11 protein-coding genes are annotated in these 13563 nt (G+C 38.9%); 4 read left to right on the top strand and 7 right to left on the bottom strand.

The features are described 5' to 3' along the window. Together H5185_RS17710 and H5185_RS17705 are read left to right on the top strand one after the other, a co-directional pair. Positions 1-621 (top strand): patatin-like phospholipase family protein (locus tag H5185_RS17710; RefSeq protein WP_404948468.1); only part of this gene is annotated, 621 nt, incomplete at its 5' end. A gap of 265 nt (positions 622-886) precedes the next feature. Continuing rightward, positions 887-1312 (top strand): copper resistance protein NlpE, encoded by a 426-nt coding sequence (locus H5185_RS17705; RefSeq protein ID WP_182742748.1) that lies wholly within the window; start codon positions 887-889, stop codon positions 1310-1312. Between the two features lie 102 nt (positions 1313-1414). Here H5185_RS17705 and H5185_RS23070 read toward each other — a convergent pair whose 3' ends face one another. Further along, positions 1415-1549 (bottom strand): hypothetical protein, encoded by a 135-nt coding sequence (locus tag H5185_RS23070; RefSeq protein WP_259396250.1) that lies wholly within the window; start codon positions 1547-1549, stop codon positions 1415-1417. Between the two features lie 267 nt (positions 1550-1816). Between H5185_RS23070 and H5185_RS17700 the strand changes: the two genes are divergently transcribed. Continuing rightward, entirely contained in the window at positions 1817-1978 is a 162-nt protein-coding gene (locus tag H5185_RS17700; protein WP_124017976.1) for a small highly charged protein, read from the top strand. Between the two features lie 166 nt (positions 1979-2144). Here the strand turns inward: H5185_RS17700 and H5185_RS17695 are convergent, their stop codons facing one another. Further along, on the bottom strand, positions 2145-3542 hold the full coding sequence (locus H5185_RS17695) for a magnesium transporter (RefSeq protein ID WP_182742747.1): 1398 nt from the start codon (positions 3540-3542) through the stop codon (positions 2145-2147). A gap of 151 nt (positions 3543-3693) precedes the next feature. Here H5185_RS17695 and H5185_RS17690 point away from each other — a divergent pair, with 151 nt between their 5' ends. Next, a complete protein-coding gene (locus tag H5185_RS17690) occupies positions 3694-4179 on the top strand; it encodes a glutathione peroxidase (RefSeq protein ID WP_182723264.1) in 486 nt (161 codons plus the stop codon). A 1881-nt stretch (positions 4180-6060) separates the two neighbouring features. Here H5185_RS17690 and H5185_RS17685 read toward each other — a convergent pair. The 5 genes from H5185_RS17685 to H5185_RS17665 all read right to left on the bottom strand — a co-directional run bounded on the left by H5185_RS17685 (position 6061) and on the right by H5185_RS17665 (position 13487). Beyond that, positions 6061-7842, bottom strand: coding sequence for a M1 family metallopeptidase (locus H5185_RS17685; RefSeq protein WP_182742746.1), 1782 nt, complete (start codon positions 7840-7842; stop codon positions 6061-6063). Between the two features lie 615 nt (positions 7843-8457). Further along, positions 8458-9429, bottom strand: a complete 972-nt coding sequence (locus H5185_RS17680; protein ID WP_124017972.1) for a PstS family phosphate ABC transporter substrate-binding protein — start codon at positions 9427-9429, stop codon at positions 8458-8460. A gap of 757 nt (positions 9430-10186) precedes the next feature. Beyond that, positions 10187-11482: a phosphate regulon sensor histidine kinase PhoR gene (gene phoR / locus H5185_RS17675; protein WP_124017971.1), complete on the bottom strand. Its 1296-nt coding sequence runs from the start codon at positions 11480-11482 to the stop codon at positions 10187-10189. A gap of 174 nt (positions 11483-11656) precedes the next feature. Next, positions 11657-12346, bottom strand: coding sequence for a phosphate regulon transcriptional regulator PhoB (gene phoB, locus H5185_RS17670; protein WP_011638217.1), 690 nt, complete (start codon positions 12344-12346; stop codon positions 11657-11659). Positions 12347-12542: 196 nt separating this feature from the next. Further along, positions 12543-13487, bottom strand: a complete 945-nt coding sequence (locus H5185_RS17665) for a porin (protein WP_124017970.1) — start codon at positions 13485-13487, stop codon at positions 12543-12545. Positions 13488-13563: the final 76 nt, after the last annotated feature.

The following is a 13563-nucleotide window of genomic DNA, read 5'->3' as shown; positions in this document are numbered from 1 at the left end:
CGTGCTAGACGCGTTGGTATCCGAAGTTTATTGCACACTGAACACCTACTAGCAAGCTCAGCAATCCCAATGGTATTTCCATCAATTAAACTTAATCAGGCCTATTATGGTGATGGTTCTGTCCATCAATTATCGCCATTATCAAGTCCGATCCACCTTGGTGCGAGTAAAATATTTGTGATTAATTTAGACAGTCCTCACAAACACTTCCCCATCGAATTTGAATATCATCCAAAAACGGCAACCATTGCTGGTCATTTGTTAGATACGATTTTCTCGGACACCTTAAACAGTGACTTAGAACGTTTACAGCGGGTCAATAACACCTTATCAATGATATCCGCCACAGATCGTGAGACATTAAACTTACGCCATATTGATACCTTAGTAATTAAACCAAGCCAAGATTTAAGTCGCATTGCAGAGCGATTTTATGATGACATGCCGTTTGCCATCAAAACGTTATTAAAATTTTTCGGCATTAATCGACAATCAGATTCAAGTATTGTGTCATACCTGTTATTCGAAAAAACCTATACTAGTACCTTGATAGACTTAGGCTATCAAGATGCAATGGACAGAATTGACGAGATAAAACAATTTTTTGACATCAAAACATAAATTTAACGTTAGGGCTCAAAATTTATGATATATCTATAGATAAGCTCACCATATCGGTTGATGGTAAAACGAGAACTATACTCTGTGCACCACTGCTAAAATGGGTCTTGAGATACCGATTGAACATAAATTAAATCGTGAATATTGCAATATTCATGATGGTAAATAGTACTCTTGTAGATGGCTTATTTTTAACTTAACAAGAATCACCCCAGAACTGCCGAGCGTCATATGCACGACAATTTTGTATCTAAAAGGATTTTAGATGAAAAATGTATGGTTGATATTCATACTAATAATACTTGGCTGCGGCCAACAAGACACTTCTAATATTGATACCACAACAAGCAGTAAAACAGACTTGCAATGGCAAGGTGTATACCATGGAATATTTCCATGCCCAAGCTGTGATGGTATGGACACCACACTAGAACTTATCAAACCAAACAAATACACCATCTATACCGTCCGTTTAGGCACTGATAACATTCCCTTTCAAGGAAGCGGTACCTTTAAATGGGATAAAACCGGTAATATTATTATCTTAGATCGTGGTCATATTTACCGTATTTATTCAGATCACTTATACCTATTAGATGTTAAATCCCGGCGGATTAAAGGAGCTGATGCACAGCGATATAGAGTTAATAAAATTCAAGCATTAGATCAGCAAACAACAACCACAGAATAATTTCATAACGCTTGTGATACTCAGCGTGATTAGGCTTAATTTGGCATTCAATAATGATTGACGCTGTTGCGCACAATCTATGAAAACAGTGTTCACAAAATGCTATTTGCTATTGGCGTAATGCACTTGATAAGCGTTTACCCAAGCAATAACAACAGCAGCATCAATAATAAGCTTTTTTGCATCGGCTGATTGACTCTCGCCTATAACATCAAAACAATGTGTATTAATCATCACAAGACCTCCATTTAGCGCGCTAGACAGCCATGTATCACTGATCATTGCTATAGCAAAACTTAGTAACTGTAATTAACACTATGTCAGCATGAACTCGTACAAAGAAAGATGATTTATTTTTAGCAAAGATTCAATTGTCATCTCAATGTCATTTTCACGTGCAATAATTTTTACCATCAAGGATGAAATATTTCGCTTTAGCTTATTATTAACTTTAGGTAAAAAGAGGCTGTACCAACAGAGGTACAGTTATCTGGAATGTTGAAAATGTCACACTCATTTGAATTTGATGAAGATGATGCGCCATGGGGCGATAACATCAAGGGAAAACCGAAGTCGAAAAAAGTAAAACAGCGCCGCCGAGATACTAAACGACGTTACTTTGACGATAATGCTGAAACGGAGTTTGCACCTGCTAAGTGGAAGTAATTTATCAGGATTTTCTCATCAAGTTTAAAAAGCAAGTTGCCTGAAACTTGCTTTTTTATTGGCTAAAAAAATGGCCTTGAGCAATTCAAGACCATTTAGACAAACTAATTTATTGTGGATGTTCATGCTGTAAAACGTGAGCAATCAGTGATTAGAGTCTTTCTGTTTACAGATACAGTATGGTCGCTAATCCCAAGAAGGTAAAAAAACCTACCACGTCGGTCACTGTGGTAAGAATAACCGATCCCGATAAAGCCGCATCTTGATTAAAACGCTGTAAAATCATCGGTACCATCACCCCGGCAATAGCAGCAACCGCCATATTGATTAAAATTGCACAAGCAATAACAATACCCATGATCGTATCGTCAAACCACCACCCTGCAATAATACCAATGACAATTGACCATAGCATGCCATTAAGCGCACCGATCCCTAGCTCATTTTTCATCAACGACATGACGTTACCAGCTGAAATTTGACCCATTGCCATACCACGGATCATCAGCGTTAATGATTGGCTCCCCGCAATCCCCCCCATTGATGCAACAATAGGCATTAATACCGCTAATGCAACAACCTGCGACAATACATTCTCAAATAAACCAATGGTAGCAGAAGCTAAAAATGCGGTAAGTAAGTTAATCCCTAGCCACACGGCACGACGTTTGGCACCAATGATAATTGGAGCAAATAAATCGTCGTGTTCATCCATACCTGCGGTTGCCATTAGTTGTGCTTCATAATGTTCACGCACTAAGGCTGTCGCTGTTCGCAATGTCATGCGGCCAATCAGTATACCGTCTTCATCAACAACCGGTAATTCAAGCTCACGACTATGCTCAATCGCTTCGGCGGCTTCAATTAAAGATGAATCAGCGGAGATAACTCGGCTGTCATCCCATTTTAAGACGTGCAGTTGAGTGTCAAGATCTGCCGTTCTGAATACGTCATAACGCCGCACGGTTCCTAAATATTTATCGTTACTATCGACCAAAAATAGGTGGTCATTACAATCTAAATCGATTCGACGAAAAAAACGTTGTCCTTGTGCGACGGTAGAATTAAGACTTAATGCCAGCATCTGGTGATCGGCATAACGACCGATTTCATTTTCAGAATATTGATCATACAGTTCGAAGTGCTTACGCTGACGCTCGCCCATCTGAGCCAATGCACGATCAGTAATATTGTCAGGTAACGAATCACTCCACTCAATAAGATCTTCAGGACTTAATTGAGAAAAGAGTAAGTCTAATTCCTCGTCGGGCATTTTCTTTACAATGCCTAAACGAGGATCGGCGCGCATTAAGTTTAAAACGTCGACACGTTCTTCAACATCAACTTGCTGCCAGCGTTCATAACGCTCATCAAGTGGTAACGATTCGAGTAATAGAGCAATGGTGCCCGGCTCGGCTTCAGTTAAGATCTCACTGAACATTTCAGCCTGCTCATCACCTTCTGCTTCAGTTAACAAATGTACCACTTGGCTGACATCTGCTTGTGGTTGCGAACTGGTGTCGATTTCATCTTCAGAGTTAAGTTCGTTCTTTACATCATTCATAAGCCCGTCCTTAATTCTTAGTAGTAAAATATGCGCAAACTATATTGAAATTAGTATTGATAAGCAAACAGATAAATTAAATTGCCCACAACTTAATTGCCAACTAATCATGTTTATAATATAGTCTATCTTTCATATAAAGGAGCATCAGATGACTGCAGCAATTTATTCTATTAGCGTAAAAGATATTCAAGGCAAAGACCTTGTCATGGAGCAGTTTAAAGATAAGGTCTTGCTTATTGTTAACACGGCAAGTAAATGTGGATTTACTCCGCAATACAAAGCACTTGAGGATTTATATCAGCAATATAAAGATAGAGGTTTAGTTATCTTAGGCTTTCCTTGTAATCAATTTGGTAAACAAGAGCAAGGTAACGAAGATGAAATCAGCCAATTTTGCCAACTAAATTTTGGCGTAACATTTCCACTGTTTAGCAAAATTGAAGTTAATGGTAATAACAGTCATCCTTTGTACCAACATCTTAAAAAGTCTGCCAAAGGTCTTTTAGGGAGTGAATCTATTAAATGGAACTTCACTAAGTTTTTAGTTGATAAACAAGGAAATATCCTTGAGCGCTATGCGCCAACCACAAAGCCAGAAGAGCTTAATACTATTATTGAAAAGCTACTCAGTTAATCAGCACCACAGATGCTCGAATATTATCATTGCGTGTGCAATAGGTGTTTACGCTAGGCGATTAATATCATATTAATCGCCTTACTGTTACCAAGAAGACAGAGATAAATTGACGCGTTAGATCCCTTTGCAATGTTTAAATTTAACATCAAATTTAAATCTCAAAAACAGCAAAAATAATACAAACCTAAGCTACTGATAGTTATCAAATATAAAATTTATATCTTTATTTCGATAAAAAATTGTATCTAGATTGAACTTTTTAACCATCAGGTACTCAAACTTAGTAACAGTGATATTCACTTTTGTTCATCATCTCCCTGGGACTTCTAGCGCGGTCCCCTTGATCGCTAAGTCGATCGATAGGCAATCATTTGATTGCCTTTTTTTATGTTTGTTAAACACATAATTCACTCTGGATTACATGACCACATTATCCTGATATAAACTTACTTGCCGCTAAATCTTAGTTACCGGCTTTGCGCGGTAAACGTTAACGAAATCTTACTCAGCAATTATTTTTAAATTTTTTCATCACTGAGTGAACTTTTACCAATCCCCCTAGTCAGAATATATGTAACCAGTAAAGAGACAAACTCGTTAAACCGTTCTCCAATGTTTAGTTTGTATTTACTTGTTACAACAGCTTTATGTGTATTGTTCATCATCATCCCTATTTGGCGAGTATTAACACGCTAGCGCACCGTTAATCACAACCCACAAAGAACGACTTAGGCAACCATATTGGTTGCCATTTTTTTAGCTTATATTTGCCAATAATCTTTATCTGTTGGCATCACATCGACACCTTCCTGAGCATACACAATAGTTTAAAAGTAGCTTATGAGACCAGACCCAGCTAAAGCGCTAAAAACCAACCTATTGATAAACTAAATAAAAAAATCACTCATTGCATAATATAAACGCTATATACTCATGATCTTTGGCTATTATCCCCAAAGATATACGCTGAAGAGACCGAAAATATGACTCTGATAAATTAAATTCAAAAAAAATCGTTTTTTCAGTGAACTTTCCTGATGACAGCCAGTCTTATTAATTGTACGGAGTAAGATATAGTTTAAGTAAGTGCAGCATAATGAGTTAGCTTCTTCATCAGCGTTAATTGATTATTGCTAAATTATTGACATCACTTATCACAAGTTTTTAGTTAGGATTATTACTGCTATACCGTTTTATGTTCATCATCATCCCTATTTAGGCAGTATTAACACGCTAGCGCACCGTTAATTACGACCTACAAAGAACGACTTAGGCAACCACATTGGTTGCCATTTTTTTGCCATTAATGTGTGAAATCCTTTTACGCATGGTATTGATCATCCGCCCAAAGAATTTATCAACATCAATAATGCTAATAGCTCAATAACTCAAAGCGAGTTAGGTTAAGTTTTGATCTCTAATGGCGCAGTTATGAGCAAAATACTGACTTCACTCCGATACAGGCTCACTCAAAAGAGATCAGCATCTGTGCAAAAGTCCATCGATAACTGAAGCGATTTATCTCACGCAAAATAAATTCAAAAAAATCATTTTTTCAGTGAACTTTCCTGATTATGCCCAGTCTTATTAATTGTACGGATAAAATGTAGTTTCAAATGATTGCCATATAATGAGTTAATCTTCATCCCCCGAGTTAATTGATTATACGGCTAAATGATTCACACGGCTTATGCCATACGCCAGTTTAGATTAAGTTATTGCAACACAGTTTATTGTTCATCATCATCCCTATTGGGAAGTATTAACACGCTAGCGCACCGTTAATAACAACCCGCAAAGCATTATTTTGGCAGCCAATATGGCTGCCATTTTTTTTATCATTTTTTGACAAAAACAACGCAATAAAAAGGTTAATACTCAAATTATCAGTAGTTTGTCTAGCTGTACTTGAAGAGAAGGATGATAGCCAGGGCGCGCTTTTGCATAAATATCGATTAATTCTTGTTGGTAACCGGCTATTTGTAACTCAACAAACAAGGGTCTGACAAATTTTCCTCGACCTATACGGCATAGGTAGCCACTTAATGCAGGTAACACAGGATCAAAATGATTACGGATGGCAACTCGATACCAATCACAGGCTATTTCTGTATTCGGGCTATTTGTTAACGTAAATGTAGCGTCTAAATCTAATAATACCGCTTGGCTGACCACTAGAGGTAATTGGGTGAGGAAATACTGCCAATGGTGAACTCGCCATCCATCGACCTGTAACTCAATAGCAGGAGTACCTTTAATAATAGCCTCAACGGCTAACTCAACTTTATCTAAACTACTTGAGGTTGGACCGATAAACCATTGAGGTAATCCTTGTCCATACACCCACTCGTTAAGCTCTGATAACGTTAACTTATCATGATGTTCCACCAACAGCGTTTGCTTGGCATAATCAATAAATGTTTCAGTAGTAATGGCGCTAAACGAAAAATAATCGACATATTGAAATAGGAACTTATCGAATGCCGCTCGGCTTAATCGACTTTCAAGCTCATGCACAAACATCGATGCTTTATCGTAGGTAAAGCGATTAAATGCCAGATTAGGATCGCGATCTTGCACATTGGCTGGTAAGGTTTGACTGACTAAGGGAGTAGATCCCATTTCCTCTTGCAAACGTCCGTACTCGATAACCAATTCGAGTTCTGCCTGCTCTTCGCCATAAACCGCTTCTACAATACGATTAGTAAAATAAGTGGTAAATCCCTCATTGAGCCATAAATCTCGCCAAGTTGCATTACTGACTAAATTACCCGTCCAAGAATGAGCTAATTCGTGAGCAACAGTTGAAACAAGACTTTTATCACCAGCAATTAATGTCGGGGTCATAAACGCTAACATGGGATTTTCCATGCCACCAAATGGAAAGCTTGGTGGTAAAATAATCATGTCAAAGCGGCCCCAAGCATAAGGACCTAATATGGACTCAGCGATTTGGATCATCGACTCGGTATCTTCAAATTCTTTGACAGCCGCAGCAAGCATGCCGGGTTCAGTATAAATACCACTTCTGGGACCCGTTGCTTGGAAGCTTAGCTCTCCAACCGCTATCGCGAGTAAATGTGTCGGGATCGGTTTATTCATGCAAAATGTAAATACACCATCATCTGGCATCTCAGGGATATTTTCGGCACTCATTACCGCACGTAAACCCTGAGGCACATTGATGGTTGCCTTAAAGGTTATTCGTGCTTTTGGGGTATCTTGCAAAGGTATCCAGCTACGCGCGTTGATGGGCTGTGATTGGCTAAATAGGTAAGGTAATTTTTTACCTAAGGTTTGTTGCGGTGTAAGCCATTGAAGCCCTTGAGCGTTTGTGGATGTACGATAATCAATCACCACCTCATCGACTTGCTCCCCAACATCTATCACCAGCTTTTGACCGAGTATGTCACTCACATCACTCATAGTATACGACAACGGATTAGCCTGACTGTCGGTGATACCTTGTATGAGTAAATCTCGGCAATCTAACACTAATGAGACTGCCGATATGGTGCGCATAAATTGCAATCGGGCAACGCCGATAAGTTGCTGTAAGTCAAAATCAACCACGAGATTAAGATCAAGATGATGCACACATAAAGCATCCGTATTGGCGCTTGAATGGTAATCGTGTTGTACGTTCCATTTTGCAGTCACAAAAAACCCTTACTTGGCAGAGAAACATCAAATCCAGTAACGATAATAGCATTAGCATCATCAAAATGTGCCGTATTGGGTCAGAGAGGAATATCGATCACAGGAAAAGCAAAATAATAAGCTATCAATTTAGACTTGATGTTTGCCATGCGACTAATGGCATAAACCTAAAACATAACGCGAAGTAAAACACATTCACAATGTATGCCTTAATGTATTTCGGGTAAAAGACGAATAAAGCGCCAGAAACCAGAAAAATCTAACTAGATAATAATGAATGCAAATCATTAAAAAATAAAACGTTTTAATCTCACATCTTATTTTGCCAATCTTATTTTTATATAAAAATGCATTTTTTTAGTATCATCGGGAACTAACTCGTAAATGATGAGTCATATTATATGAACCGAATTTGAATTACTTTTTATGTACCAAGTAGCTTCTTATTGTTCATCATCATTCTCCTATTCGATAGTTGTAAAAATCTATCAACAGCATTGCCCTTAGCAATAGCAGCAACCTCTTAGTTAGGTTGCTTTTTTTTATATTTTTTTAACGTTAAAAAACAAAAAAGGCCTCAAAGAGGCCTTTTTAAGTTTACTGAAAGTGAGTTAACTAAAGCGTAATACCGACTTTCTCTAAATCTTTTGAAATCACAGATGTTGGTAATGGAACATAACCATCTTTCTCAACAATTTGCTGACCTTGCTTAGACAATACGAAGCGTAAGAATTCACGATCCATTGGCGATAGGTCTTTATTAGGATGCTTGTTCACGTAAACATATAAGTAACGTGATAGTGGGTAAGTACCATCTGCTGCGTTGGCTGCTGATGCTTCGATAAACTTATCACCTTTCTTAGAGATAGCTACCGCTTTTACGCCCGCTGTTTTATAACCAATACCAGAGTAACCAATGGCATTAAGTGACTGAGAAACAGACTGAACTACAGAAGCAGAACCTGGTTGCTCGTTCACGTTTGCACGGAAGTCACCTTTACATAATGCTTTTTCTTTAAAGTAACCGTAAGTACCAGATACTGAGTTACGACCGTAAAGCTGAACGTCTTTAGCTGCCCAGTTGCCGTCTAAACCAGCATCGCCCCAACGGTTGATTTCTTTACCGCCACACTTGTGTGTAGAAGAGAAGATTGCATCAATTTGTTCAATGCTTAAACCTGTAATTGGGTTATCTTTGTGTACGAATACAGCTAAAGCATCGATAGCAACACGAACCGCTGTTGGCTTATAACCGAAATGCTTTTCAAATGCTTCAACTTCGTTAGGCTTCATTTTGCGGCTCATAGGACCGAATTGAGAAGTACCTTCAGTTAATGCTGGTGGCGCAGTTGAAGAACCCGCTGCTTGGATTTGGATATTAACGTTTGGATAGATGTGTTTAAACTCTTCAGCCCATAACGTCATCATGTTTGCTAATGTATCAGAGCCAACAGAAGACAAGTTACCAGAAACACCACTTGTTTTTTCATATGATGGTAAAGTTGGATCTATAGCAGCCATAGATGCTGCTGAGAATACGCCAGCGGCTGTAAGAGTAATTGCGCCGACAAGTTTTTTCAGTTTCATTGTAATGCTCCAGAATTAAGCGTACTAAGTTTTTAAAACGTAGTCAGTATCGACCTCATTGATGACAAGTCTATGACGTTGATGTGACAGTTAGATGACACAAGGTTCAAAAGTATTACATGAACAAATACAAAAAATAACACAATTAATATCAAACACTTAAAATCAATGCGAATATAAATTTGCCTGTAAAATAATAAACAATAGCCAATTCCAGCTTAACTAAATTAACTACTTGTCACAATAATGCTGACAAGACAAGCTTATGACACAAAATTACCCCGTATAAGTTTATCGCACTTAAGATGTGTATAACGGCCTAAGCTCACCGAGGAAGGCAAACGCTGAGTCGATTAATACACTTTAGCGAGCTTAAAATAATAAATTAAACCTTAATCACTTACTGGCAAGGTTTATAACCTATATGTCACAGCATTATGACGGGTATTCTTGTTGTCGGTTGTTAGCGATTGTTATCCCTTGTTGTTAGCGCTTAGTGATAGCTAATGCCACACAGAAAGCTAACATGTTTGATAATGCAAAGTTTAGCCTAACGAAAACCAACAGCTTAAGCCTATGCATAATGCAAAGATAAACGAGATAGATATATGTGTTCAGCTTAGCTCAAGCCTACTTGGTAAGCGGTCTTTCGCAACACAAGTGTGCCTGAGTCATATCAGTCAATCTCAACTAAGATTAGCCAAAATTAAGTCATAAAAAAACAGCATAAATGCTGTTTTTTTATTAATAACTGCAACTATTGTCGCACTAACAAATGAGATGGAATGATAAAACTGAAGATACTGCCTTTGCCATACTCGCTGGTAACGTTAAGCTCGGTGTGATGATGGTTTAAAGCGTGCTTAGCAATAGCTAACCCCAAGCCTGTGCCACCGGTTTTACTCGAGCGAGCATTATCGACTCGATAAAAGCGTTCAGTTAAGCGATTAATATGTTGCGGCGCGATGCCAACACCGGAATCTTTAACCGAAAAAAGTGCGCCAGTTGCCACACTTCGCCACGATACCGCAATCGTCCCCCCAGGAGAGGTGTAGCGAATTGCATTTGAAATTAAATTTGAGCAAGCACTGCGTAATTGCAACTCATTACCATGAGTATTCAACCCCGCTTCACAATTAAACACTAAGGTATATTCGGTACCAGCAAGAGCTTTAGCTTCTTCTTTAAGAATATCCATCATCAACGTCATATTGACGATTTTCGATAAATCAAGATCGACAGCATCTTCAATACGTGACAATGCCAACAACTGCTCAACCATCGACTGCATTCGAGTCGTTTGTTGTTGCATTAGTGATAATGGTTTTTGGTTAGGTGAATTTGCATCCTCCATGCTTTGCATGATTTCTAAATAACCTTGCAATACCGTTAATGGCGTTTTCAATTCATGGGACACGTTAGCCACAAAATCTTTACGCATGCCTTCTAATTGATGTATTCGGGTAACGTCTCGAGCGATTAGCAGCAACTGACGATCACCATAGCTCATGACTCGAATTTCAAGTAAACGCTTATCTGAGACAGGAGACGGAATTTCTAATGGTTCGTTATATTGGGCATCTTTCAAATAAACTGAAAAATCAGGATGGCGGATAAGGTTATCTATTCTCTGGCCATTATCTTGAGGCCAAACAAATCCTAAGATTAGCTGAGCCAATTTGTTGCACCATAAAATATTGTGCTCGGCATCCAGAACAACGGCAGCATCAGGTAATGCTTCTGCTCCTTGGCGAAAGCGGCCCAATAAGGTAGCAAGTTGACCTACACGACGACGATTTTTTCCTTGTAAACGATAAAGACCATTAAACACCCCTTCCCAACTTCCTCTACCTTGAGGAGGTGTAAGCTTTTTATCTTTCCATAACCAGAAGTTTAACCGAGCGATTTGGCGATAGTGCCACACGAGCAATACAATTGTCCCCGTAAGCATAACGCCGACAACATGGTCAAATAAAGCCCCGACCAGCATAAATAGAACAAGCAACATCGCTAAGCGAAAAAATAAGCGATATCCAGAATACGAGATAAACATAGGCTACCTAAATTCGAAAGTAACGCCGCCAACACATTCAGTGCCGTTACTGATTATTAGGGCTAACAACGAAGCACAAGATAGCCTAAAAAGGCTATTATGGCTAGACAGCAAAAAAAGCGTTTCTAAAAGCTCTGTCTAGCATGACAAAACTTTTAGCGCTGCCAATACGAATTACATTCTGGTTGAAAATCGGTAACCTGCACCGCGAACAGTTTGGATCAATTTATCGTGTCCACCCTCTTCGACCGCTTTTCGTAAGCGTCTGATGTGAACATCGACAGTGCGATCTTCAACATACACGTTGGTGCCCCACACGTTATCGAGTAACTGCTCTCTGCTGTAAACTCGCTCTGGATGGGTCATAAAGAAATGCAATAAACGAAACTCAGTCGGCCCCATATCGAGCACAGCATCACCGACAGTCACCCTATGACTGACAGGATCAAGTTGCAGTCCTTGCACATCAATAGTCTCTTCTAACCGAGTTGGTGCACTTCTTCGCAAAACGGCTTTAATCCGAGCGACGAGTTCTTTAGGTGAAAAAGGTTTAGTTATATAGTCATCAGCGCCGACTTCAAGGCCTTTGACTTTATCTTCCTCTTCTCCACGTGCTGTCAGCATAATAATTGGGATCTGACGAGTAAATTCATCTTGCTTTAAACGTTTAGCTAATTGAATGCCACTGCCACCAGGGAACATCCAATCTAATAAGATTAAATCTGGGTATGGCTCTTTAAGCAACTCAATCGCCGAATCAAAATCTTCAGCAGCAGCTGTCGTAAAACCATGTTGATCCATCACAAATGTCAGCATCTCACGGATTGCTGATTCATCTTCTACTATTAAAATCCTAGCTGTCATATTGGGTTTCTACGTTAATTTGCCACGGGACTATTATTGGACATTTTTGTTACAGATTTATGATATAACGCTTGATTCTGGCATTAAATACGCCACTTTGTCATAAAAAATTCATTACTGTTATTTAGATATAATAAAAAAGGGCTTAAAGCCCTTTTTTATTGATTGCAGATTTAACCGTCAAATAACGACAGATTTAGAACTTATGTTCGATACCTACACCAACGTAGCTGTCATCTTGATCGTTTGAATCAAATGAGTTTGCAGTGTAAAAAGCAAATAACTTGGTTGGCTTACCTAACTTGTAGTCAGCGCCAACAGACCATGAATTACCTTTATTTTCCATGTCTAAGTACTGTGCTTTCAAAGTAACATCATTGATGTCATATGCTGAGCTTAATAAGTAGCCATTGTCTTTAATACCGCTGTCTAGTTTTTCTTGCTGCTGATACATACCACCAATCACTAAACCGGCCACTTTACCTTGAACAGTAGCACGTGCAGTGTCATAACCTTTTACTTTTGAATCGTAAGCAATTGCAGCGTAGATTGGTGTGCTTTTTAATCCAGCATCACCGTACATTAGCGCCATACTCACGCCATCTTCACCTTCTACGTTACTACCAACAACTTGATCTGCATCACCAGAGGCAACATAAGTCACACCCGCTTGGAAATCACCAAATACTGGCGTGTAGTAAGTTGCGGTTTGAGCCATGCGGTTTTCACCTTTAAACATGGTTTTCATATCGCCAGAAAGGTCGTTGAATTGATCAATTTTACCTTGAGATACTTTAAGGATTGTGTCGTTACGACCAACAGATACAGCACCGAAGTTACCTTTTAAACCAACAAATTGGTTACGAGCTAAAAAGTTTTCTTTGTTTGCATCACCTGTGTTGACTTCATATTCGATGGTATAGAAAGCTTCTAATGATTTGCTTAACTCAAACGCACCGGTTACACCAAAACGTGATGCATTACTTTGAATTGTCGTTTCAGTGACATCAGCAACATCATTTGATTGTGCTGTTACGTTTAACTTACCGTAAACTTGAAGAGGATCTGCGGCGTATGCACTTGAAGCTACTGAGGCTGCGATTGCAGAGGCTAATAGTGTTTTGCAAAAAACGTTCATCATTTCATCCTTTCGACGCATATATCGTCATGGTTATTCTGGGTTAGTTGTATCGGAACGAGATGAATTCTGCCTTGCA

The organism is Shewanella sp. SG44-6, assembly GCF_014164185.1.
GTDB classification, from domain to species: domain Bacteria; phylum Pseudomonadota; class Gammaproteobacteria; order Enterobacterales; family Shewanellaceae; genus Shewanella; species Shewanella vesiculosa.
This window is presented reverse-complemented; position numbering and strand designations above follow the sequence as displayed.

Bases quoted from the DNA above. Each gene is read 5' to 3' on its own strand.
- H5185_RS17705 (WP_182742748.1), top strand. From the start codon at position 887: ATGAAAAATGTATGGTTGATATTCATACTAATAATACTTGGCTGCGGC.
- H5185_RS17700 (WP_124017976.1), top strand. From the start codon at position 1,817: ATGTCACACTCATTTGAATTTGATGAAGATGATGCGCCATGGGGCGAT.
- H5185_RS17695 (WP_182742747.1), bottom strand. From the start codon at position 3,542: ATGAATGATGTAAAGAACGAACTTAACTCTGAAGATGAAATCGACACC.
- H5185_RS17690 (WP_182723264.1), top strand. From the start codon at position 3,694: ATGACTGCAGCAATTTATTCTATTAGCGTAAAAGATATTCAAGGCAAA.
- H5185_RS17680 (WP_124017972.1), bottom strand. From the start codon at position 9,429: ATGAAACTGAAAAAACTTGTCGGCGCAATTACTCTTACAGCCGCTGGC.
- phoR (WP_124017971.1), bottom strand. From the start codon at position 11,482: ATGTTTATCTCGTATTCTGGATATCGCTTATTTTTTCGCTTAGCGATG.
- phoB (WP_011638217.1), bottom strand. From the start codon at position 12,346: ATGACAGCTAGGATTTTAATAGTAGAAGATGAATCAGCAATCCGTGAG.
- H5185_RS17665 (WP_124017970.1), bottom strand. From the start codon at position 13,487: ATGATGAACGTTTTTTGCAAAACACTATTAGCCTCTGCAATCGCAGCC.